This is a genomic window from Clostridium cuniculi, assembly GCF_004353185.1.
In the GTDB taxonomy this organism is placed as follows: domain Bacteria; phylum Bacillota; class Clostridia; order Clostridiales; family Clostridiaceae; genus Clostridium; species Clostridium cuniculi.
The window spans coordinates 39,966-64,284 of the sequence record NZ_SMUS01000021.1 but is presented as its reverse complement, the minus strand read 5'-3'; the positions used below and the strand labels follow the sequence as shown (position 1 = coordinate 64,284).

At 27.1% G+C, this 24,319-nt stretch carries 28 protein-coding genes; 27 read left to right on the top strand and 1 reads right to left on the bottom strand.

Annotated elements, in window-relative coordinates; all coding sequences use genetic code 11:
* Positions 1 to 13: 13 nt before the first annotated feature.
* The 8 genes from asrC (at position 14) to EJJ37_RS11750 (ending at position 9,054) form a co-directional block, all read left to right on the top strand.
* Positions 14 to 1,075: a sulfite reductase subunit C gene (gene asrC / locus EJJ37_RS11780; RefSeq protein ID WP_133015780.1), complete on the top strand. Its 1,062-nt coding sequence runs from the start codon at positions 14 to 16 to the stop codon at positions 1,073 to 1,075.
* Positions 1,076 to 1,472: 397 nt separating this feature from the next.
* Entirely contained in the window at positions 1,473 to 1,985 is a 513-nt protein-coding gene (locus tag EJJ37_RS11775; protein ID WP_133015779.1) for a hypothetical protein, read from the top strand.
* A 17-nt stretch (positions 1,986 to 2,002) separates the two neighbouring features.
* Complete coding sequence (locus tag EJJ37_RS11770; protein WP_133015778.1) at positions 2,003 to 2,794, top strand: hypothetical protein; 792 nt, start codon at positions 2,003 to 2,005, stop codon at positions 2,792 to 2,794.
* Between the two features lie 13 nt (positions 2,795 to 2,807).
* A complete protein-coding gene (locus EJJ37_RS11765) occupies positions 2,808 to 3,155 on the top strand; it encodes a type II toxin-antitoxin system PemK/MazF family toxin (RefSeq protein WP_133015777.1) in 348 nt (115 codons plus the stop codon).
* Between the two features lie 214 nt (positions 3,156 to 3,369).
* The gene (locus EJJ37_RS11760) at positions 3,370 to 3,837 is read left to right on the top strand and encodes a hypothetical protein (RefSeq protein WP_133015776.1); all 468 of its coding nucleotides are present in this window, start codon (positions 3,370 to 3,372) and stop codon (positions 3,835 to 3,837) included.
* A 143-nt stretch (positions 3,838 to 3,980) separates the two neighbouring features.
* Positions 3,981 to 4,778, top strand: a complete 798-nt coding sequence (locus EJJ37_RS11755; protein WP_133015775.1) for a hypothetical protein — start codon at positions 3,981 to 3,983, stop codon at positions 4,776 to 4,778.
* A gap of 78 nt (positions 4,779 to 4,856) precedes the next feature.
* On the top strand, positions 4,857 to 4,997 hold the full coding sequence (locus EJJ37_RS20275; RefSeq protein WP_166484757.1) for a hypothetical protein: 141 nt from the start codon (positions 4,857 to 4,859) through the stop codon (positions 4,995 to 4,997).
* A 163-nt stretch (positions 4,998 to 5,160) separates the two neighbouring features.
* Complete coding sequence (locus tag EJJ37_RS11750) at positions 5,161 to 9,054, top strand: SpaA isopeptide-forming pilin-related protein (RefSeq protein ID WP_133015774.1); 3,894 nt, start codon at positions 5,161 to 5,163, stop codon at positions 9,052 to 9,054.
* Between the two features lie 82 nt (positions 9,055 to 9,136).
* On the opposite strand, the gene EJJ37_RS11745 is transcribed toward EJJ37_RS11750, so the two are convergent.
* Entirely contained in the window at positions 9,137 to 9,838 is a 702-nt protein-coding gene (locus EJJ37_RS11745; RefSeq protein WP_133015773.1) for a hypothetical protein, read from the bottom strand.
* A gap of 406 nt (positions 9,839 to 10,244) precedes the next feature.
* On the opposite strand from EJJ37_RS11745, the gene EJJ37_RS11740 reads away from it, so the two are divergent.
* From EJJ37_RS11740 to EJJ37_RS11670, 19 genes are all read left to right on the top strand, one after another.
* Entirely contained in the window at positions 10,245 to 10,577 is a 333-nt protein-coding gene (locus EJJ37_RS11740; RefSeq protein WP_133015772.1) for a hypothetical protein, read from the top strand.
* Positions 10,578 to 10,804: 227 nt separating this feature from the next.
* Complete coding sequence (locus tag EJJ37_RS11735; protein WP_133015771.1) at positions 10,805 to 11,182, top strand: hypothetical protein; 378 nt, start codon at positions 10,805 to 10,807, stop codon at positions 11,180 to 11,182.
* Between the two features lie 124 nt (positions 11,183 to 11,306).
* Positions 11,307 to 11,711: a hypothetical protein gene (locus EJJ37_RS11730; protein ID WP_133015770.1), complete on the top strand. Its 405-nt coding sequence runs from the start codon at positions 11,307 to 11,309 to the stop codon at positions 11,709 to 11,711.
* A gap of 392 nt (positions 11,712 to 12,103) precedes the next feature.
* Positions 12,104 to 12,223 carry a zf-TFIIB domain-containing protein gene (locus EJJ37_RS20880; protein WP_243124885.1) on the top strand — a complete coding sequence of 40 codons (120 nt, stop codon included), beginning with the start codon at positions 12,104 to 12,106 and terminating at the stop codon, positions 12,221 to 12,223.
* A gap of 13 nt (positions 12,224 to 12,236) precedes the next feature.
* A complete protein-coding gene (locus tag EJJ37_RS20270) occupies positions 12,237 to 12,386 on the top strand; it encodes a DUF6906 family protein (RefSeq protein WP_166484756.1) in 150 nt (49 codons plus the stop codon).
* Between the two features lie 377 nt (positions 12,387 to 12,763).
* Complete coding sequence (locus EJJ37_RS11725; protein WP_133015769.1) at positions 12,764 to 13,000, top strand: helix-turn-helix domain-containing protein; 237 nt, start codon at positions 12,764 to 12,766, stop codon at positions 12,998 to 13,000.
* Positions 12,997 to 13,218, top strand: a complete 222-nt coding sequence (locus EJJ37_RS11720; RefSeq protein WP_133015768.1) for a helix-turn-helix domain-containing protein — start codon at positions 12,997 to 12,999, stop codon at positions 13,216 to 13,218. The genes EJJ37_RS11725 and EJJ37_RS11720 overlap by 4 nt, the downstream gene beginning before the upstream one ends.
* Positions 13,219 to 13,274: 56 nt before the next feature.
* Entirely contained in the window at positions 13,275 to 13,472 is a 198-nt protein-coding gene (locus EJJ37_RS11715; protein ID WP_133015767.1) for a hypothetical protein, read from the top strand.
* Between the two features lie 106 nt (positions 13,473 to 13,578).
* Positions 13,579 to 13,740 (top strand): hypothetical protein, encoded by a 162-nt coding sequence (locus tag EJJ37_RS20265; RefSeq protein ID WP_166484755.1) that lies wholly within the window; start codon positions 13,579 to 13,581, stop codon positions 13,738 to 13,740.
* 175 nt (positions 13,741 to 13,915) lie between these two features.
* Positions 13,916 to 14,251 carry a hypothetical protein gene (locus EJJ37_RS11710; protein WP_133015766.1) on the top strand — a complete coding sequence of 112 codons (336 nt, stop codon included), beginning with the start codon at positions 13,916 to 13,918 and terminating at the stop codon, positions 14,249 to 14,251.
* Between the two features lie 109 nt (positions 14,252 to 14,360).
* Positions 14,361 to 14,522 (top strand): hypothetical protein, encoded by a 162-nt coding sequence (locus tag EJJ37_RS20260; protein WP_166484754.1) that lies wholly within the window; start codon positions 14,361 to 14,363, stop codon positions 14,520 to 14,522.
* Between the two features lie 13 nt (positions 14,523 to 14,535).
* Positions 14,536 to 14,760 (top strand): hypothetical protein, encoded by a 225-nt coding sequence (locus EJJ37_RS11705; protein WP_133015765.1) that lies wholly within the window; start codon positions 14,536 to 14,538, stop codon positions 14,758 to 14,760.
* Between the two features lie 70 nt (positions 14,761 to 14,830).
* Entirely contained in the window at positions 14,831 to 17,455 is a 2,625-nt protein-coding gene (locus tag EJJ37_RS11700) for a VirD4-like conjugal transfer protein, CD1115 family (RefSeq protein WP_133015764.1), read from the top strand.
* Positions 17,456 to 17,470: 15 nt separating this feature from the next.
* Positions 17,471 to 19,657: a pLS20_p028 family conjugation system transmembrane protein gene (locus tag EJJ37_RS11695; protein ID WP_133015763.1), complete on the top strand. Its 2,187-nt coding sequence runs from the start codon at positions 17,471 to 17,473 to the stop codon at positions 19,655 to 19,657.
* A complete protein-coding gene (locus EJJ37_RS11690; RefSeq protein ID WP_133015762.1) occupies positions 19,657 to 19,938 on the top strand; it encodes a DUF5592 family protein in 282 nt (93 codons plus the stop codon). Before EJJ37_RS11695 ends, EJJ37_RS11690 begins: the two co-directional genes overlap by 1 nt.
* Before the next feature lie 66 nt (positions 19,939 to 20,004).
* Positions 20,005 to 20,661: a hypothetical protein gene (locus EJJ37_RS11685; RefSeq protein WP_133015761.1), complete on the top strand. Its 657-nt coding sequence runs from the start codon at positions 20,005 to 20,007 to the stop codon at positions 20,659 to 20,661.
* Between the two features lie 120 nt (positions 20,662 to 20,781).
* Positions 20,782 to 21,714, top strand: coding sequence for a ParA family protein (locus tag EJJ37_RS11680; RefSeq protein ID WP_133015760.1), 933 nt, complete (start codon positions 20,782 to 20,784; stop codon positions 21,712 to 21,714).
* Between the two features lie 17 nt (positions 21,715 to 21,731).
* Entirely contained in the window at positions 21,732 to 22,343 is a 612-nt protein-coding gene (locus EJJ37_RS11675; protein ID WP_133015759.1) for a hypothetical protein, read from the top strand.
* Between the two features lie 77 nt (positions 22,344 to 22,420).
* On the top strand, positions 22,421 to 24,316 hold the full coding sequence (locus EJJ37_RS11670; RefSeq protein ID WP_133015758.1) for a VirB4 family type IV secretion system protein: 1,896 nt from the start codon (positions 22,421 to 22,423) through the stop codon (positions 24,314 to 24,316).
* Positions 24,317 to 24,319: the final 3 nt, after the last annotated feature.

Below are 24,319 nucleotides of genomic sequence, written 5' to 3'. Positions count from 1 at the left end.
GAGGAATTTTATTATGAATTATGATATAGATATTAAAAAAGTCAGAGTAAACTGTTTTCGTCAATCAAAGGTTCCAGGAGAATTTATGCTTCAAATGCGTATTCCGGGAGGAACAATAAATGCGAAATATTTAAGTGATATAGAATATATAGCAGTGACTTGGGGAAATGGAACTTTCCATATGGGAGTGAGACAAACTTTTAATATACCAGGCATAAAATATGAGAATATAGATGCAGTTAATGAATACATTAAGGATTATATTAAAGAAGTAGAGATAGATGAATGTAATTGTGATATGACTATAAATGATAAAGGTTATCCTACTATAGGAGCTAGAAATATAATGGCATGTATAGGTAATACTCATTGTATAAAGGCAAATGTTAATACTAAGGAATTAGCAACAAAGGTTGAAAATTTAATATTCCCATCACATTATCATATTAAAGTATCAGTTTCAGGATGTCCTAATGACTGTGGTAAGGCTCATTTTCAGGACTTTGGAATAATTGGTCAAGCTAGAATGGAATATCATAAAGAGAGATGTATTGGATGTGGTGCCTGTGTCCGTGCTTGTGAACATCATGCAACAAGAGTTTTAAGTTTAAATGAAAATGGATTAGTAGATAAAGATCCTTGTTGTTGCGTAGGGTGTGGGGAATGTGTATTAGCATGTCCAGCTAGTGCGTGGACTCGACTTCCTGAAAAATTTTATAGAATAGTGATAGGTGGAAGGACAGGAAAGCAAAATCCAAGAATGGGAAAAACTTTTGTTAACTTTGCAACTGAAAATACTGTTCTTGGAATATTGGCAAATTGGCAAAAATTTTCTGCCTGGGCATTAGATTATAAGCCTGAATATTTACATGGTGGACATTTAATAGATAGGGCTGGATATAATAAATTTAAGGAAATAATTTTAGATGGAGTTAAATTAAATAAAGAAGCTTTAGTTGCAGAAAATATATATTGGGTAGAAACAGAGTATAGATCAAATATAAATGTTAAACCAATAGGTATGCATAAATCAATTAGCACCACTAGACCAATTAGAAATAGTGAGAATTATTAATATATAGTTAATAGCATAGTATAATGTTTAATAAAGAAAATATTATACTGTGCTTCTATTTATTTTATTGTAAATTTATACTATAATAATGCTGATATGAGAAAGTAAGAGGGAGAACTTATATAATTTATTTAAATAACGTTTGATAAAACAAGGTATTTAATGATATTTTTTTAATAAATAGATTTATTATTAAGAAATAGTTAAATATCTTGTTCTTTTTTTGAAAAAATGAACAAATATCTTAAAAATTAAATATTGTTAATAAAAATTGAATAAAAACTTAATAAAATGTTAATTTTAGAGTTGTGGGTTGGGGGAATTATATTCTTTTGAACATTCAAATTTTCCACCCTAATGGTATGGGCGAACTATATTCTTTTTTAGGAGTGAGAAATTGTTGGTTAAAAAAAGTAATTGGACATTAGAATGCGATAAAAGATTAATAGAATTATTTAATTTAGGCTATACAAGTAAACAAATTGCTAAAAAGTTAAATAGAACCAAAGAAGCAGTGCAAAAGAGAATACAAATGTTAAAAAAGAAAGAGCTTATTTGTGAAAAATATAGAGAATTAAAGCAAATAGAAATTAGAGAGATTAAAAAAGCGATAAACAGAGAAAATAGCCAATATTTAAGTAATAGAGCAACTATAAGAGCTTGTATGTCTGCTTATAAAAATAATAGCAAAGGTGATTTAGTTTTAGATAAGAATAAAGCTAAGGAGCAAGGTTTTGTATATAGTTGGGACATGCCAGGAGAAAGTATAAATGAAGATATTAGAGAATTTAAGAAAGTTGAAGAGAAAAATGGAGAGTTAAATATTATAGAATATGTGAAGTTAGAACTAGAAAGACTTGAAAAATTTAAAAAAGAAGTTAGGAAAGGTATAGAGAGAATTAGTATTTAGAGAAAGGAGAGCTTAAAATGTCGAAAGTTATTTTAACAGTAGAAGAAATAGATAAATTTAATAGAACTTTTGCTGATGATTATGATAGAAAAGTTTTTATGTCTATTTACACAAGTATTAAATATTGGCAAGATAAAGAAAGTGGATTTCTTAATTTTTCTCTGGATGATTTATTCAAAGAAAAATATAAAGAAAATAAATTTTATTTGAGTTTATCTAATTTTGTAAAAAAGGCAAGAGAGTTATGTAAGAAAGGCTTTTTAAGAGTTACAAGCAAGGGAAGATTAAAATTTTATGGGACAAGTAGTTATAAAAGTAATGATGAAGTAAGAGAAGAAAATGAGAAATTGAAAGAAGAAAATCTATCGTTAAAAGAAGAGTTGGACAAAATAAAAAAAGAAATGGAAGAGCTAAGAAAAGAAGTTAGAGAAAATTTAAGTAAGACATCAGATAGCGAAGAAATAGCAACAGAAAAAGTAGAAAATAAAAATTATGATGAAGAAGTTGTTCCACAAGATGTAGTAATGGAAATGACATATGAAATAATGGAAGAAGCAGGAATACAAAAAGGATCAACTGTATTTAGACAAACAATAGAAAGTTTATATGAGAAAACTGATAAAGAACCATTACACAAAAAAGGATATAGAAATTACATAAAAAAAGTTATACATAATAAGGTAAATAATCAATCTAAGTTTAAAGAACTTATAAAAAATGAAAGGAAAAATCCGACTATATTTATGACAAAAGCAGAAGAACAAAAATACATAAATTTAGAAAATAGATTATTAGGTTGGGATAAATAAAGAAGGTGTTAAAATGGAGTTTATACATAGAGGAGATATTTTTATTGCTGATTTAGGCACTTCTAAAAATAGTGGAAGTGAACAGCAAGGAGAAAGACCAGTAGTCATTATTCAAAATGATAAGGGAAACTTTTTTAGTCCAACAGTTATAGTTGCATCTATGACATCAAGTATAAATAAGAAGAAGTTACCAGTTCATGTTGAGATGGAAAATAACTATTATTTAGAGAAAAATTCAATAATATTATTAGAGCAACTAAGAACCATAGATAAAAGAAAACTAAAAAATAAAATAGGGAAATTAGGTTATTGGGAGATGAAAAGCCTAAATGAAGCTCTAAAAATAAGTGTAGGTTTATAATTTCTAATAAATTTGATAAAATTAAAAGTAAGAAATTAAATAGCTTAAAATTTATAGGACTAAGGGTTAGGGATTACAATAAATATATTATTAAAGCAAAAATTAATTCTAGGTCATGTAAGTTTACTAAGGGGAGAGTAATCTCCCCGATAAATAGAGAAGATATAAAATTAAAGATGTCCCCCGGGGACACCAAAATAAAGTGGTGATATATATGAATAAAAAAGATAGATTTTCACAATACATAGAAGAACAAACATATATAGAATTAACCAAAGAAGAAAATATAAGTGAAGAAGAACTTATAAATTGGTGTTTAGAGTTAGGATTAAGTAGACCTAAAAAAGAAGATAGTAAGTTAATGATAAAAGATAACTTATTAGAAAATGGAATTACATATTTAGATTTCTACAATAGATTTAAAGATAAGGTTTATGGAATACATCCTAGTAGATTTAGTAACAGGTTTAAAATTAATAACTATCAAAGAAGAAAGATGATAGAAACTGATTTTATAAAAATAGCTTATTATAAAGACGAAGAAATATTTCCAGGAAGAATAGAAAAAGTACCTTTTTTTAATCCGGAGTGGTATTTTAGTATAAACTTCAATGATATTGAAATATGGAGAGCAGATAATATAAAAGGATATAATGAAAAACAATTAAGAATGGAAATATAAAAAACTTCTATTGATGGTTTAAATAATGAAATATAAGAAAATATTTCATAAATAAAGGTAAAATATGATAAAATTAAAAGTAAGATGAAACTTATAACAAAGTGTCCCCCAGGGGACACCTCTTAATGAAAGGAGAAGAAATAATGAATATTGAAAAAATAAAAGAAATTATAAAAAATAAGAAAGTACAAGCAATAAGTGGAGCAGTAGCTGGAGCGTTAATAATAGCAGTAGCTGGAACAATGATATTACATAATAACAACATTGAAAATAAGACAGTAACAATAGAAAATAATATAGAAGATAATAAAGAAGAATTAGCAGTAGAAAATACTGTTCAAGATAAAGAAGTAGCAGAAAATACAGATGAGCATATACATGATGAAAATTGTAATCATGATGACGAAAATAGTACAAGCCAAGAAAATAATAAAGAAGTAGCACAAAATAGTGATACTGATAAACAAGAAAGCACAACTGAAAGTAGTGATAAAAAGACCACTACTACAACAACTCAAACAAGTACAACTAATTCAAATAAAAATGATGGTACAAGCAATAGTAATACAAATAAGAATGAGCATACTCATTCTTGGGTAGAAGTATATAAAGATGTTTACCATGCAGAAGAAGGACATTATGAAAATGTATTAATTAAAGAAGCTTGGACAGAGTCAGTTCCAGTTTATGAAGAAAAAGAAGTTAGTATTTGTAATACTTGTGGGGCAGATATAACTGGGAATACATCAGCTCATATGAAAGCACATATGTTAAATGGGGAAAATGGTTCTTTTAGAACTGAATGGAAGCAAGTACAAACAGGAACAAATACAATAACTCATGATGCTATTTATGAGCAAAAATGGGTGGTTGATAAAGCAGCTTGGACAGAAAAAGTTTTAAGTGGATATAAATGTAATAGTTGTGGAGAAACCAAATAATAGAAATTATATAAAAGAGAATCTATTCGATTGAATAGGTTCTTTTTTATATGCTTTTTAAGAAAGGAGTAATAAAAGATGAAATTAAGATTAAGGCATATTGTTGCACTTCATGATGAAGGATTAGATATTAGAAACTATGAATTAATCGGAGAAAGTGCTTATGATTTTAAATTTAGAAATAAAGAAAATAATAAAATAGTTTGTATTAGATATTAAAGTTATTTGAAAAAATCAAATAGCTTTTTTATATATTTAAAATTATATGAAAGGAAGTGATGAAATTGAACACTTGTGTAATGTGTGGTGACATTGTTATAAATGGAGATCACGTTTGTAAATGTTGCAAAGAAAAATTTGGAAATGAAGGGAGAAAATAATAGTGATAAAACTGAAGAAAATTAAAAGATTTTTAAGTTCATTCTTAGCAAGTAGCTTAATGTTAGGAATGGTAAGTAATGCTACAGAAATTACTACTAATAAAATAAGTAATGAAGAAGTAGAAATTATAAATCAATATGTTGAAGGTGAAAAAATGTTGCCTGAACAAATTGAAGCAAGAAAAAATAAAGTTGAGGAATTAAATTTACTAGAATGGGTAGATGAAAATTACTTTTTAGTTGATGATTTTTATAGTGGTAAAAGTGAAGCCGATATAGAAGAGCTAGGAGCTAATATATTAGTAAATACTGTTACAAATGAAGAACTTGATTCTTGGGCTTCTAATCTTAAAAATGGAATAAGTCCATTAACAGTTACTTATTACGAAATGGTTAGTTATGGACAATCTACAGTTGGTAAGTTTGAAGTAGATGGAGTGATGGCTTTTTGTGCAGAGCATAGCCAAACTACTCCAGCAAAAGGAGCACCTACAGGACAAGCAACTTTAAATAATAATGAGCTTGTTAGAAAAGTTTTATATTATGGATATGGTGGACCTGAACAATTATCAGATATGACTGGTAATTATGGTTGGGTTATGACATCTTTAGGATTATCAAAAGCTTATACTGGAACTGGTGGAACAAACGCAACTAATTTTATAAATAGAGTATCAAATTTACCATCACCACCTAGTAGTTTTAAAGTCTATATAGTTCAAACAAACGGAGGAAGTACACAAGATTTAGCATATTGGGAGTATTCTCCTAAAGGTCAATTACAAATAGAAAAGTCATCAGCTAATCCAGAAATAACAAATAATAATAATTGTTATTCATTAGCAGGTGCAGTATATGGAGTTTATACAAATTCAAATGCTACAAATCAAGTTGCAACATTAACAACTGGAGCAAATGGTAAATCACAAATTATAGATCTTGATGAAGGACAGTATTATATTAAAGAAATTACTGCACCAAAAGGATTTGCATTAGATAATACTATTTATCCTATTACAGTTAATAGTGGTAATTTATCAGTGGGAAGATATAGTGATAGACCACAAACTGATCCAGTTGGTATATTGCTTAGAAAAGTAGATTCAGATACTGGAGTTAATACGCCGCAAGGTAGTGCTTCTTTAGAAGGTGCAGAGTTTACTGTTAAGTTTTATGCAGGGACTTATTCAGAGGGAGTTAATCCAACAGATTTAGGAATTTCCCCAACAAGAACTTGGGTAGTAAAAACGGATAATGATGGATATTCAGATTTAAATGATGATTATAAAGTATCAGGTGATGATTTTTATTATGCAAGTAATGGTGATATTACGCTTCCATTAGGAACAATAACTATTCAAGAAACTAAAGCTCCTAAAGGGTATAAAATAAATCCAGAGATATTTGTAAGAAAAATAACTTCAGATGGAACAGCAGAATCAGTTAATACTTATAATGAACCAATAGTTAAGGAAGAAGTTATAAAAGGAAGAGTTAAAGTTACTAAAGTTGATGAAGAAACTGGAGAAAAGCTTCAAGGAGCAGAGTTTGAATTAGTAAATAAAGCTACTGAAGAAGTTGTTGAAACTTTAATTACTGGAGAAGATGGAACTGCTACAAGTGGATTACATCCTTTTGGTGAATATATTTTAAGAGAAATTAAAGCTCCAGATAAATATACGTTAAATGGACAAGAACATTTTATTACTATATCAGAAGATTTAGTAACTATTGAAGTAACTCATCAAAATAGAATAATCAAAGGTAGAGTTGAAATAAATAAAGAAGATAGCGAAATAGCTGGTCTTAAATTAGCAGGAGTTAAATTCGGTATCTTTGATGAAAATAATAAATTAGTTGAGGAACTTATAACTGATGAAAATGGATATGCTATAAGTGGTTGGTTAAATTATGGAGATTATATTCTTAAAGAGCTTTCAACTAAAGATGGATATGTATTAAATAATCAAGAGTGGAAAGTAGAAATAAGAGCTGACCAAAAGACTTATACTTATAACATTACTAATGATGTTGTAAAAGGTTCTATCCAAATTGTTAAAATAGATTCACAAAATGCTGAAAAGCCAGTTGAAGGTGCTACTTTTAATATTGTAGCAGAAGATGTATTTGGAATTGAAGCAGGAACAGTTGTTGATACTGTAACTACTGATGAAAATGGATTTGCTTTTACTAAAGAACTTAGATATGGAAAGTATTATGCAATAGAAACATCTGTAGGTAATGATTATTGGTTAAATGATAAAAAATATCCTATAACTATTTTAAAAAATGAAAAAATAGAAGTAGTACACATTAAAAATGAACCAGTACAAATGAAACTTAGAGTTTTAAAATATGATGCCGATAGTGAAACTAAGGAAGCTATCAAAGGAACTAAGTTTAAAGTTGTAAATAAAGAAACTGGTGAAGATGTAGAATTTACTGAATTCTTTGGAATAATTCCAATAAAGAAAACGGTATTTACAACTAATAAACAAGGTGAAATAGTATTTCCACAAAAATTATCAGCAGGAAATTATTCATTAGTTGAAACTGAACCAGCTGAAGGATTTAATGCTATTGAACCTATCGATTTTACTATAGATAGAAATACTAACTATGAAGAAATAGAGCTTTTAGGTAAAGCAACTACTATTGAAGTCGCAAATACAAGAATTAAAGGTGACTTAAAAATAATTAAAGTTGATGAAGAAACTCAAGAGTCACTTGAAGGTGTTAGATTTAAGATAACTTGTACTGATGGATTTATGGAAGGTCAAGAATGGATTGAGGTTACTGATGAAAATGGAGAAATTAATTTAACTAATTTACAATACGGAAAATATGAAGCAGTTGAAGTTGAAGGGCTTTGGAACTATATTGAAAATAAAGAGCCTATTAAATTTGAAATAATTGAAAATGGTAAGATAATAGAACTTAAAGTAACTAATAAAAAGATTAGGGGATCAGTTGAATTATTAAAAGTAGATGAAGATACAAATAGACCACTTGAAGGAGTAGAGTTTGAGCTTTGGAATGGTGAAAGATTAGTAGATATTTATACTACTAATGAAGATGGTAAAATATTAGTTGAAAACTTAGAAGCAGGAAATTACTACTTTAGGGAAGTAGCAACATTAGATGAATATATTATAAACAATGATATATCTTATGATTTTGCTATAGTAACAGATGGAGAAATAATTGAAATAACTGCCACTAATAAAGTTAAAGAAGGTGAAGTTGATTTTTCTAAAACTGATGTATCAACTGGAGATTTAATTGAAGGTGCAACAATTCACATTAAAGGCTTAGATGAACAAAATAAACATATTGACTTTGAATTTGTATCAAGTAAGGAAGAGGCAAGATTTAAACTTCCAGTAGGGAAATACGAATTTAGTGAAACTGTAGCTCCAGATGGATATGTTCTTAGTACAGAAGTTGGTTACTTTGAAATATTAGAAAACGAAGTAATTAAAGCTGAATTAAAGAACAAGAGAATAGAAGGAACTCTTGAATTTGAGAAAACTGATGTATCTACAGGTGAAGTTATTGAAGGAGCTCATATTAAAATTGAGTGTGTAGAAGGCTTCAATAAGGGGCAAGTAATAGAATTTGTTTCATCAGTAGAAGGTAATAAATTTAAATTAGAGTATGGTAAGTACAAATTCTATGAAACATTACCACCAGATGGTTACGAGTTAACTACAGAAGTTGGAGAATTTGAAATAACTGAAGATGGTCAAGTAGTTAAAGCACAGTTAAAGAATAAGAAAAAAACAGTAGCTGTATTACCACAAACAGGGGGAACAGATACTGTTGTAGTAATTTCTTTAGCATTAGTTGTTACTTTAGCTGGAGCTATTATGTTTAGAAAGAAAAAAGCTAATTAGTAGCTTTTATTTTTTTACAATAAAATATTAGAAGGTGTCCCACAGGGACACCTTCTAAAAGAACAATATTTATATTATTAAATTAAGGTTCATAATATATGTCAACAAAGTTTTGATTTATTTTTCCAGGAACAAGATAATTACTTTGGAGTAGTGTTTCAATTCGTGCATTGTTAGGATTATTTTTTATATGTTCGACTGTTTCTGATGATAAATTAACATCAAAATTTTTTCGAATATCAAATTTTTCATTGGTGCTTGTCCAAGCAAGTAGAGACATTTTATATGTACCAGCAGGAGGTATTATATTTTTATTAGAATCATATATAGATTCTTTAAGAGAGAAACAAATTTTTTTATTAATTGTAGTTTTAGGTTCAATAAAAATATCATCATTAATTTCAGTAGCGTTTAGTATTGAGTTAGTAGCATCAATAGTAGACATTACTTTATCAAAGTTGAGAAGATAAGATTCAGATGGATCATCTTTGTTTATCATCATAAGAGCAAGAGTAGTGATTTGTCCAGGATATGCACCAGAATTATAAAAATTTAAAGGAACGATTACTCTAAATGTTTCATCAGTGATGCTAAATGAAATTTTATTTCCAGTAGCAATACGAATAGTAGTTTTTTTTAATGTTGAATTAAAAAAGACAAAAGCAGATAATATAAAAGCGGATATTGATACTACAAGAGATACAATTTCAAGTGTGATTTTAAAACGTTCTTTTTTATCATTTTTTTCTAAGTTTTCATGATTTGAGTTATTTTCTTGTTTCAATTTACATTCCTCCTATTAAAACATATATTTTACAATTATAGTATATAAAAAAATGAAATTATTATAAAGAGTGATTGGAGAGATAGTATGGAATTCTTATTCAAAATAATATTTTTGTTTATAACTATAAGTAGTTGGATATTAACAATTATGTATATTAAAGAGAATGATAAAAATATAAAACAATGGGGTGAAAAATTTTTAATATATTTTTTATTTTTTATTATGACGATTGAAGTTTTATTTGGGAATTATTATATTTTGTTTTGTTAAGACATAATAATAAGATAATTAAATGAAATTATAATATTTTAGGAATAAAAAGCTAATTAATTTAAAATATTAGAAGGTGTCCCCGGGGGACACCTTTTGTATATCTTATTGAGAGAGAAAGGGAAGATATTTTATGATGAATTTTTGTACTGAAATACTTGCACCAATAATAATGATAATTGCTGTTATTATATTGATTATTTTAGCTGGTTATTTAATTTTAGATTTTAGTAGTAGAGTGAAAGAAGCAATAAATAATAAAAATTATGAAGAAATTGAAGTGGAAGAAGATGAAGGAGCAGTAGAAGAGTATAAAGTTCAGAAAGCTATTATAGTAATAGGAAATGAGAATATAGAAATTGAAGTTGATAATTATGATATTGAAGATAATATTGTTGAGATTGAAAGTATAGATGGAAGAGTTTATATAACGGATATTAAAAATGTTTTATTGATGAGTGAATAAATTGTGAAAGAGTGTTGAAGTTATGAATAAAGAAAAAGATAAATGTATTGTACTAGATCCTAAAAATGAAATAGAAATTAGAAAAGTAAGATGTATGGATAGAAGAGTTAGAAGGTCATTTATGTAAATATAGAGGTTTTAGGTAGTTTATGTTAGAAAATTATATTAGCATTATAGAAAGGTATCCCCAGGGGACACCATTTAACTATTAAAGGAAGTAGATATTTATGTTAGAAAATATAAAAAGTGATTTTATAAACTTTGGAGGAATAGAGCTAATGGGAAAGGTAATAATAATTCTTTCCTTCTTTATTTTAGGGATAAGGATTATAAAGGATATTAATAAGAATATAGAAATTTTAACTAATTATAAATCAAGAAAAAGAGAAATAATACATAGAATTATTTATTATGCAATTTTTTTTATAAATACGATAGTTATTATATTAGGAATATTTAATATAAAGCTATTAAATTTAAATTTGTTTTGGGTATTTGTAATAGGGATAATATATTTAGTTTTAAGAAAAGTGTATAAAATATATTTAAATGATAAAAAGGATATAGTTGAAATTTATAAAGATGGTAAATTGATAGGAAGTTAGTAGTTTTAATAAAGTAAATAAATATTTATTTTATTAAAGTTATTTTTATTTTAAACAGAATTATATATTAAATTTAGATAGTGTCCCCCGGGGACACCTTTTAGTTATGAAAGGAGAAAAAGAGATGGATATATTTTGTTTTTTTATGGAGGAAGTTCTACCAACATTGTTAGTGATAATGACAGGGCTTCTTTTAATAATTATGATAGGCTTTTTTATATCTTTTATATGGAAGTGGATTAGTATAGCATTAGGAAGAAAAGAAGTTAAAGTAAGTTATGGAATAATAGTAGATAAATCTATAGAAGAGAATTTGCATATTAATAATACGGTAGTGGGAGATAGTATAATTCCAACATCTAGTTTTTCAAAGGAATATATATTAGGGATAGAGTTTAAGGGAATAAAGTTTAAAGTTGAAGATGCTTATTTTTATGAAAAAGCCGAGATAGGAGATAAAGTAATTATAAGGTATTTAGAAAGTAAAGATAGTATTGAAGATATTCATTTGATAGAGATTATAGAGTAAAGAAGTGAGTTAAAGAATATGAGTATAATAGTAAAGGAAACTTGTCCTAGTTGCTTCGTAGAATTAAAGAGTTATCACATAACAAAATTATTAAAAAAAGAAAGATAATAATATATTGGGAATGTTTAAAGTGTAAGAAAGAATTTAAAAGTATTTATAAAATTAAATTAGAAAATATTGAAGAGATTTTAATAAAATAAAAAATAAAGTTTATGGGTGTCCCCAGGGGACACATTGAGAGAAGTGAGGAGAAGTTTATATGGGGAATATTTTAGTATTAATAATAGTGTTAATTTTATTATTTATAGTATTTGCTACATGGAGTTGTTTAGTTGTAGGTTCAAGGTGTGAACAGGAGTATATAGATGAAAAAAATTAAGGGGAGATAGAAAATGAGTAAAGTAAAGATAAAATGTCCAGTATGTAAGAATAAATTTATTATAGAAATAAAAAATAAAGTTGTATTACCTAAGTATTGTAGTAAGTGCAAAGGGGAAATAACTATAGGATAGGAGAGTATGTGATATGAAAGGAAAGAATCCAACAAGACAACAAAAAAAGATAATGCAGGAAAGAAGATTAAATCCGAATAATTGGTTAGTATTAAAAAATCCAACAAGTGAATTACATATCCAGCATAGAGAAAGTAAGAAGATAAAAATATTATCTATTTAGGTGTGATGTATGGAAAATAGAATGATATTATGGATAAATAACTATATAGATAGACAAAAAAGAGATGGAAATAAATTAGAATTAAAAAAGATAAAATTAAAAAGTGAGAAATAATTTAGAAGGTGTCCCCAGGGGACACCTTTTATAGTGGAGGAAATAAATAATAACAGTAGTAATATTATTTTTTATAGGAGTTATTATAGTTGGTTGTGTGATGGTATGGACAAGGTGTGAGAAATATATAGAAGATAGGTTTAATACTTACAAGAAAAATTAATATAAGGGAAATTTCTCATAGAATAAGTTTTAATGAAATAAATAATGCAATTTATTGGTGTCCCTGGGGGACATATTTTATAGTGGAAGGGGAAAAGATTATGGATATAGAAATAGAGGAAAAAGTTAATTTAGGTATGCAATTAAGAGTTAATAGACTTAGACGAGGATTATCTGTTAAAGAATTAGCGAAAAAAAGTGGAGTTTCAATAACGTCAATAGATTGGGCAGAAAATGGAAGAACAAAAAATACAAGATTAGATGTAATTATAAGATGGGCAGATGTGTTGAATATACCATTAGAAGAATTAATTGTAGAAAGGAGAATTATAGTGTGATGAACTACAATTTAGAAAGAATAGCAAAGAATATAAAATTACTAAGAAGTAAAAAGCATTGGAAATTTAGTTATGTAGCCAATAAAACAAGAATTGAAGAAAAGAGATTAAGAAAAATGGAAGAAGCTGAAGCTATTCCTATATATACAGAATTATATGAATTATCTCGTTTGTTTGATGTAACGATAGATGATTTAGTATTTAAGGAGCTAGAGTGAAGGTGTCCCCAGAGGACACTTTTTTAGAGGCATAAAGATGAAGGGAAAATAAAAATGTGAGATTAGTATATTCAGTTAGTTTTAAAAAATCAGAGAGAAAATTAATGATATTTGCACTAGAACATGATAGTTTTTCAGAATACATAAAGTTATTAATAAAAGAAGATAAGGAGAGAAAAGAAAAAATATTTACAGAAGAAGAAAGAGCAGAGATAGAAAGGATAGTAAAGCAGAAGTTAAAAGAAGAATTATAAATAGTAGACCAAACGGAATATTAAGTAACGGAACGAAGTGAGTAAGTTAATGTGGAGTGCGGTAGTAGCTTAGGTGTCCCCGGGGGATACCTTTTAGGAGGAAGATATGGGAAAAGGTGATAGATACATAGAAAGATATAAATATCAAAATAGTCAGTTAAAGCCTTGGAAGAATAGACAAGTTAATTTTGATGAACTTATAGATAGTATGAAAGGGCAATCTAAATTTATGAATGAGATGTTAAAAAGAAAAGGAAAGAGAAAATAAAGATGTCCCCAGGGCACACCTTTTTAATATATATATTTTTTTTCAAGGAAAAGAGCTTCTGACAGGCAATGCCGAGAAGTTCTTTTTTAGTGAAAGAAGGTGAGGATATTGTAAGATAGAAGGTTTAATTTAAAAGAAAATCATAAATAAATTAATTATAAAGTGAGGTAAAAATATGAATACAAAGATTACAAAAATAGCAGTTAATAATGAGATTAAAGAAATAAGAAGATTAATAGAAAATAAGGAAATTAATAAAGCAGAATATAAAAGTTTTGAATTAGCTGAAGCAATAGTTAAAGATAAAGAAAATGCTGATCCATATTTTAAGAATGAGTGTGTAAATGTGATAAGTAAAATTATTATTAAAGAATGTAGAAAAGAGCAAATTGATATAGATTATATTATAAGTAACTTTGAAGCATTATCAAAAGAAGTAATTGATGTTCCGAAAAAAGTGAAAGAAACATTAAAGGTTGAGATATTAGTAAATTTAAAGTCATTAAAATAAAGATGTCCTCAGGTGACACCTTTTTAATATATATATTTTTTTTTCAAGGAAAAGAGCTTCTGACAGGCAATGCCGAGAAGTTCTTTTCTATTGAAGGGAGGTGAGGAAAATGGCAATAGAAAAAATAGAAACTCAAATAAAGAAAAAGGAGAAACAAGTTAAGCAGATAATGGATATTAAAGGTGAAAACTTTAAGGAATGGTATTTAGAAAATTTAAATGAATATGTAGAAAATAATTTAGATAGTATTTTTGAACTTATAGGAAAGTAGGAGGAGATAAAGAATGGATAATGTTTTAAACATAGCAAAAACATTAATACAAGCATTTCAACTAGGTGGAGGAGTTCTTTTCGTATTTTGTTTATTGAAAGCAGGATATAAGGCAATGTGGGCTAAGCAAAAGAGAGATGAAATTAAAGATGATTTAGCTTGGGCTGTTGTAGGATTAGTTTTAATTGTAGGTTGTTTTCCATTAGGAGAGTATGTACAAAGTTTAATTAGCTTTTAGGTTTAAATTTGAGGTATTTGAATATGATACCTCAAATTTTATATATTTTTTATTTTAAGGAGGTTTTCTCTTGTTTAACAAATTAAAGAAGAAAATAACTGATAATATTAAGATAAGTAGAGCTGAAGAAAAAATAAGAGAATTAAACGATAATGATAAAAGTATAAAGATATTAAAAAGGCTGCGGGTATTAGCAAGTCCCAAAGCCTTAAAAATTATTGGAATAGTATTATTTATATTTGTTTTTATTATAACAAATATTTTAATAAGATTAATAGATTTTATAGGATTTAAATTTAACAATGTAGATAGTTCATATCCAATATATAAATTCTTATTACCTAAATTTGAATTTTGGCTTATATATTTAGTGGTTTTTATATTTTTAATAGTATTTTATATAAAATTAAGAATAACCATTAAAGCTAGTTTTGAAAATTTAGAGAATGGTCAAAAAGGAAGTGGAAGGGTATCAACTTTAAAAGAAATTCAAAATGAATATCATGCTATTCCTGAAAAGGGTAAGAGATTTAAAGGAAAAGGCGGAGTACCTATATCGAGATTTGGAGATAAGATTTACATTGATATAAGTGCAATTCATACTATTATTATAGGTACAACAAGGAGTGGTAAAGGTCAAGGTTTTGTCTTAATAACAATAGATATATATTCAAGAGCAGAAGAAAAGTCGTCATTAATTTTCAACGATCCTAAGGGAGAGTTGTGTGGAATGAGTAAGGAATTACTTGAAAGAGAAGGTTACGAAGTTAAAGTAATTGACTTCTTAGAAATGAATAATTCTATTGGATATAACCCACTTGAAATTATAAAAGAAGCATGGAGAGAAGGTGATTTTGCAGAAGCAGAGTTAAGGTGTAGAACATTTACTTTTGCTATGTATCATAATACTAAAAGTCATGATAGTACATGGGAAGATTTATCAATGAACTTGGTTAATGCTCTTATATTAGCTTTATGTGAAAGATGTATAAAGACTAATAAAGAAAGAGAAAGCATGACTAAAGAAGAGTTGGAGCATTGGGATAAAGAAGAAATGAAGGTAAATCTTTTTTCAGTTGCTAATATGTTAGGAGAACTAGGAGGAAAAGAACTTGAAGAAGGTACAGGGTTAGATATTTATTTTGATAACTTACCTAAAGAGTCTGTAGCTAAAAGACAATACAATACTGTTAAGTTTGCTAAAAGTAAAACTAGGGCAAGTGTATTTGTTACTGCTTCAATGAAATTACAAGTCTATTTAGGAGAAAGAGTTGCTAAATTAACAAGTTTTAATGACTTAAAACTTGAAGAAATAGGTTTTTACAAGAATGATACTAAAAAGGTCAATGTAAAAATTTTAAATGAAGATAGACCCAAAAATAATGAAAAAAATAAGAATATAGAAGATGATAAAAATAATAGTAGGAGTAATGATAGGAAAGATGGAGAAGTACAACTATTCGGAACAAAAAATATAACCATTTATAGAGATGATGAGTTTACAGAAGAACTTATAAGAAATGGAGTAACTGCAATAGGAGTTAAAGGACAAGATTTAACTGATAAAATAGAGATTAATCATGCAAGGGTTATGTGGGGAGTACCAGGAGTGTATGAAATGGAATATTCAGTTTCTGATAAAGAAAATAGTAAGCCAATAGCTTTATTTCTTATAGTTCCAGACTTTGATAAATCTAATCATGTACTATCAACAACTTGTATAGCTCAAATAACTTATATGCTATCAAGAAAGGCTTCACTAAGTAAAAGTGGTTCAACTGATAGAGAAGTAGTATTTATTCTTGATGAAGCAGGTAATATGTCTCCAATTGAAAACTTTGCAGAAACATTAACTGTATGTTTAGGTAGGGGATTAAAGTTTATTCCAATAATTCAATCCTATGCACAACTTAAAGAAATGTATGGAGAGAATTATAAAACTCTTGTAGATAATTGTGCTAATACTGTTTATATAATGAGTACTGATCCCGATACGGCAGAAGAAATTTCTAAAATGACTGGTGAAAAAACAATAGTAACTAATTCAAGGCAAGGTGGGGTTCTGTCTTTAGATAAAAATATAACTGAAAGTTTAGAAACTGTTCCAGTTATAAGATATGATGATTTAATGAGATTAAAGCTAGGTGAAAATATAGTAATAAAACCTATGCACAGGCAAGATTTAAAGGGAAATAAAATAGTATCATATCCAATTTTAAATACTGAAGAAATGGGAATGAAGTTTCAATATGAGTATTTAGCAGATGTATTTTCTAAAAATTCATCAATGAGAAATATTTATATTAAAAACTCATTTCATACTGTAGTACTTGAAGAGTTAAAAGTAGATTTTGAAGATGAAATGGTTGATTTAATAAAAAATAAAATGCAACAAATTATAGAAGAAAATGCTTTGAGAGATTATCAAAGAGAACAAGCTAAAAAGGCACTTGAAGCTGAAAAGGCTAAAGAGAAAAAAGAAGGTTTAGAAGAAAAAACTAAAAGCAACTTAAAAAAGAGTAAAATAGCAGAAATAATAAAAGTAGTAGAACCAACATTAACAGATGCTGAAATAGAAGTAATAAAAGAAATTGATAATAAAGATATGATGAAAGAACATATAAAAAATTTAAGTGAAGAAGGTAAGTTTGGAGATAATGTTTTAAAGAAATTAAATAATATTATTAATAGATAGGAGGGGGATTTCAATATGACAGAAGCAGAAGCTATAAAGGTATTACTGGAGTTTTCAGATATGTTAACTCCTAGTAATATCTTTTATTTTGCAGTAAGGTTTTTAGGCTGGGGAGTAATAAAATTATTGGTGATTTTAGTTAATTCAGCTCAAGATGTATTGGATAGAATGATGGAATTTTTAAATTTCTTTGATAGTTCAGTAGTCAATGAAATAATAGATAAGATTAAACCATTAGCAGTAGTATTTTTAACTATTTCATTACTATATATAGCATATCAGCTAATGATTAATAGAAAGAAGTTTGATGTAAGTAAGATACCAGGAAATTTTATTATAGCAATATTAATAGTATTTTTCTTACCTACAGCCATGAATTCTTTAGCTGATATTACAAAAGAAGGCTTTAAGTTGTTTACTACAACTGAAAGTACATTAGCAACTGAAATAGTATCTAATAATATTACAGATATTTATTTATATGACCAAAGTAATTTTGAAAATAGAGATATAGAACCAAGAAATAATATAGACAAAAGTAATATAACTAAGATAGACCCGACAGAAGAAATTGATAGAAGTAAAGTAAGTAATAAAAAAGTGTTTGAGAATACAATAACACCAAGTTCAGTTGGTGAAGGATATGAGTTAGAAAGAATAAATGGTTGGTTTAAAATTGATAGTGAATACTATCGTTGGGATATTAACTTTTTTCAGATTATCACAACATTACTTATAACTGGCTTAGTTCTAATATTTACAATGGTTAAGCTTGTGAAATTAATGCTAGAATTAGCTTTTAGTAAAGTGTTTATAATAGGGGGAGCTTTTGCAGATATAAGTAGTGGTCAAAAAACTAAACAAATGTTAATGCACATAATATCTATATACATATCAATAGTAGCAGTAGGATTAACACTAGAGTTGTATATTTTAGGAACTGCATGGCTTCAAAATAATCTTACTGGATTTGCTGGTATAATGCTTAATTTTGGAGCAGGACTCTTTGTAATAGATGGTCCTAATTTATTAGAAAAGATATTTGGAGTTGATGCCGGTCTTTCTAGTGGACTTAGAACTATTATGGGAATAAATAGTGGTTTAGATATATTAAGTAAATTAGGTCGTGGAGTGGGTAAAGCTTCAGAAATGGCTAAAGAAGGAATTGGTTTAGCAGCGACTTTAGGAGCTGGACTTAAAGGTTTTAGAGATGGAGCAATTCCAGACTTAGAAGATGAAATGAAAGATGAAGGCTTTAATCCATTTCAAAATTCTTTATTGGAAGATAAAGATATGAAAGAATTAGGTGATGGAAATTCAGATATTGATGATGATGTATTTGATAATATAGATGAAACTCCACCAAATGATTTATCGCCTAATGGTGGTGGTGATAGTGATATTTCAGACTTACCAAATACAGAAAATATAGATTTAAATAATGGATTAGATGATAATATATCAGATTTAGAAGATACATCTAATTTATATAATGATGATATTAAAGAGTTAGATGATGATATAGAAACTGGTAATATAGGAAAAGATAATAAAATATCAAATACACCACTTGGAAAAGAAGCGAAGAAATTAGATGATTTAGATGCTAATATTCCAGGATTAGATGAGTATGGAAGTTCACTAGGAAGTGATGATTATAATACTAGCCTTTCTGATTTTAATGGAAATATAGATGATATGGATATAGGCTTAGTAAGTGGAATTACAAGTTTATCTTCTGATAGTAATATAAGAAATAATTCCACAGATGGATTAGTACATGGAGATAATTTCACTATGAGTAATAGTGATTCATTAAGTGGCAAAGGTAATGAAATAACTGATTATACTAGATTAGCAAAAGGAGAAAATAAAGATTGGAGTTATGGAGGAACATCAAATAATAACTTTAATAATATGAATAATGACTTTGGAGCAGGTATTGATTGGGGAGCAAGAAGAAGAGTATATGACAAACCAAATTATATTGACCCAAGTGAAACAAGAAATATTAAAGACTTATTAGGTGGAATGATGAACTCTAAGGTTAATAATATTAAGAATAGTGAATTAGCTAAGAATATGAGGACAAGTTATAAAATAGGTAATAATACAGCAAAAGATTTACGAAGATATGTAGGGATAAAAGAGCAAGAAATAAAAGATAAGATTGTAGCTGAAAGAATAAGGAGGAATTTATAATGAAGTTTATAATACCAACTGAATTAGATGTGAAAATGGAAACTACTAGATTTCCAATATCATTTATTGATTTAGGAATAATTATATTATCTTTTTTACTATCTTTAGGGTTAAGAGTAATTGTATATCAACCATTACAAATACCTTTTATTGCATTTGTAGTAATTACAACAACTATCTTAGTATTAGATTCACCAGATAATAAGGGTAAAAAAGTATATAACAGTATAATATTAGCTTTTAAGAGAGAGAGTAATACATTTAGTAGAATTGAAAATTAAAGTAATGTATTTATATAGAAGGTGTCCCCGGGGGACACCTTTTAATTATGGAAAGGAATGATGTAAGTGAGTTTAAAAGAAACTTTAATTAAGAATAAAGTTAAAAGAGAAAATAAAAAAGAGCAAAAGAAATTAAAAAAAGAAGAAAAGGAAAAGGAAAAAATTCAAAAGAAGCAGGAGAAAGAAGAACAAAAAAAGTTAGTAGCAGAAGATAAAAAAGTCTTTAGAGAAACAAAGGATTTGCTTTCTATAATATCTTTATCAGAATATGGATACTTTAAAACTAAAACAGGATTTTTAGATATATTGCAAATTGAAAGTATAGATATAAAAAGTATGAATGACATAGAGTATAATACTTATATTTTATCATTTACTAATTTATTGCAGAGCTATACAGAAGATATGAAAATAATATCTATGAATTATCCAGCAGATACTAGTAAACAACAAAAGTATTTAAGTAAGAAAATAGCAGAATGTAATAATGTTAATCAAATGAAGTTTTTAGAGCATAGAATGAAGCAATTAAAAACTATTGAGGATAAAAGAACAAATAGAGAATTCTTTTTAATGATATTTGCTAAAGATGATAAAGAAATGATTAACAATAGAGATTTAGTTCTATCAAGTAACAGAGAATTACAAGTATTTGAAATGGATATTGAAAAGAAGATTAAAATACTTAAAAAGCTAAATAATATGAATTCTAAAGTTGATTAAATAGATAGAGTGAAAGATAAGTTTTTGGTATATTTTAGGTGAAATTTTAGAGAATAGTATAATTAACATTTATTTATTTTAATGGTATAATATAATATTATAAATAATGGAGGAGATACTATGGATATAATATCATTTATTAATTATAAAGGAGGAGTTGGAAAGACAACATTAACAGCAAATGTTGCGGCTGAATTAGCATATAGAGGGAAAAGAGTATTAGTAGTTGATTTAGACCCGCAAACAAATTTAACATTATCTTTTATAGATTTAAATGAATGGCAAAAGTTGGATGAAGGGCAAAAAACTATAAAGCATTGGTATGATGAATTTTTAGATGCAGATTTAGATGATTCTTTGAAGGATTTGATAGTTGTACCACAAAGGGTAAATAATGTATTAAAAGATATGAATTCAAAAGGATACTTGCATTTAATAAGTTCTCATTTGGAACTTATTAATTTAGATATGGAATTAGCAACTAGATATGGAGGTAATTCTGAAAGAACTATAAGAAGTAGTTTTTTAAGACTTTTTTCAAGATTAAAAAGAGGGTTAGAGGAAGTAAGTGATGATTATGATTTAGTTTTAATAGATTGTCCACCGAATTTTAATATAGTAACTCAAAATGCAATAATAGCAAGTGATAAGTATGTTGTACCAGCAAAAGCCGATTTTCTATCTACTTTAGGTATTGACCAACTTGTAAGACATATTGAGGCGTTGAAAGAAAAATATAATAGGTATGTAGTACAAGATGATAGTTCTAGGTGGAGTGAAATAAATCCAGAGTTAACAGGTGTAATTTTTACAATGATAAATATTTATAATGGAAACCCTATACAGGCTCAAAATACATATATTCATCAAGTAAGCAGAAATGGATATACTGTTTTTAGAAATTTTGTTAGGAATAATAATACTTTATTTGCTAATTCACCGGAGTATGGAGTTCCAGTAGCTTTAAATGATAATTTAGGTGGTATATATTATGATATAAGAAATGAAATTGAGAATGTAGTTAGAGAGTTAATTGTAAAAGCTAAAATTTAATTTTGAGGAGGAAAAATATGAGTTCAAAAAAAGATTTTCTCGTAATTTCAAAAGTTATTAATGAGTTTATAAATAGTTTAACTGAAGAACAATTTAGTAATTTAATTAATGGTACTGGGGATATTCGTTATATTGAAAAGGGATTAGATAACGAAAAAAGAGAGTTGTATAATAAATTAATATATGATATAGCAAAAGAAAATGATGAATTAAAAAAAGATAAAATAAATGAAATATTATCAACAAAATCAAAAATTATAGAGTTTTGTAAATATTTTAAAATTAATTATAAAGCTAAAGAAACAAATGATTCTCTAGTGGAGAATATATTGATATATATTGAGAAAAATAGAAGTATCATAATTCATAGATATGAAAAGGTAGAAGATACAGAAAGTGAAATAAATAAGTTAGCTCAAAAACTAGAAGATACAATGAGTATTGAAGAAGCTAAACAATTAATATATGATTCTAAATGTGTTGAAAGTAAAGGGAATTTATTAAAATTATCTAAAAAATTAAATGTTTTTACAGATAGAGAAGCTACATATGAAGCTATTTTAGAAAATATAATTAAATCAGTTGTTGAATCTAAAATACGTTCATATAAAATAAGAAAAAAGATGTAATAAGTATTAAGTAAAATTGTATAAATATTAAAATAAAAGGTGTCCCTAGGGGACACCTTTTATTATGGAGGTAGATTATGAAAATAGCAGAAACAAATAGTGGATATAATCCATATTTATTAAGTGAGATTCAACCACGAGGTGGAGTTAAATTTGAAGAAGATAAAATAATAAAAGGTGATGGATACGAAGCTTGTTTATATGTATATGCTTTTCCAACAGAAGTGGATCAGTTTTGGCTTAACAGTATTGTTAATATAGAAAATACTATTGCAACTATTGATATTACTACAGAAGCTAAGGAATTAGTAATAAAGAAAATAGATAAAGCTTTAGATGAACAAAATTCAAGATATAAGGAAGCAGTAAAGCATAGTGATAGAAAGAAAGCAGAAAGAGAGTATATGATATTAGAACTTTTAGCAGATGAAGTTATGAAAAGGGGAGAAGTTATAAAACTTATAACAGTTAGGGTTTATGTATCTGCACCAACTAGAAATCAATTAGAGGAAACTATAGATAAAGTAAGAAAGAAAATCGAAGAAGGAAAATTATTTAAAGCTATTGTACTATTAAATGAACAAAATTATGAGTATCAATCATTATTTACAAGTTATGCAGTACAAAGAGAATATGATAATAGTAGAAAGTGGAAGCCTATACCTGCATTAAGTTTAGGAGCTGGACTTCCATTTCATCATACATCAATAAACGACCCGAGAGGACTTTTCATTGGAACAACTACAACTGGTGGAAGTGTTATATTTGATTTATTTCATAATACCAATAAAAGAATATCATATAGTTGTTTATTAATGGGGAAACCGGGGTCGGGGAAATCATCATTACTAAAAAAAATAATTGTAAATAATATTATTTGTGGTAACTATGTAAGAACTATTGATGTTGCAAATGAATTTAGTACATTAGTAGAATTTTTAGGTGGAAAAGAAATATTTTTAGATGGTACTGGGGATATTGTAAATCCATTACACATATATCCAACAATAGCAGATGAAAAAACAGGAATGATACTAGAAGATAAATGTTTTGCTAGTAATTTGGCTAAACTAAATAATTTATATAGAACTTTAAAACCAACTTGTTCAGAGGATGAAATATCAGAATTTGAAATACTAATATGTGAGTTTTATGAGGAATTTGGAATTGAGAAAAGAAAATCAACTCAATATAAAGCTAATGAATATCCTATATTTGCCGATTTTTTAAATTATGTCAGAAAGCAACTTTATTTAGAGAATGGAAAGGTAAGAGAACTAACACCTAGCAAATTAGAAAGATTAGAAAGTATTGAACTTTTAATATCTAAGCTTATATTAAATTACGGAGATTTATTTAATGCTCATTCAACTATAGATGATATAACAAAAGTACAGTTTGTATCTTATAATTGTACTAATCTGAAACAAATGGATAAAAGAATTTTTACAACTCAATTATTTACTGCATTAAGTTCTATATGGGGTCAAGCCTTAGTTGTAGGAAGGAAAGAAAAATATGATTATGAGAGTGGAAATAAATCAGAAGATGATATTAAAAGGTTTCTTTTAATATTAGATGAAGCTCATAACTTTATAAATGTAAATAATATAGATTCAATTGAAATAGTTGAAACTGCTATTAGAGAGTTAAGAAAATTCTTTGGTGGAGTAATACTAGCAAACCATACGATAAATGACTATGTTCCTGAAAATGCAAAGAACCATCAAGCATTAGAAAGAATTAAAAAGATATTTACTATGACGCAATATAAATTTATTATGAAACAAGATACTGCCAATAAAGAACTTTTAGGAAAAGTATTTAAAGGTATTTTAAGTGAAAGTGAAATAGAAACTATACCTAAGTTTGGAAAGGGTAGATGTATTCTAGCAATTGATGGGTTAGCCAATGTTTCAATGAAAGTACAATTATCAGAAGAAGAAAAATTAATCTTTAAAGGTGGTATGTAGATT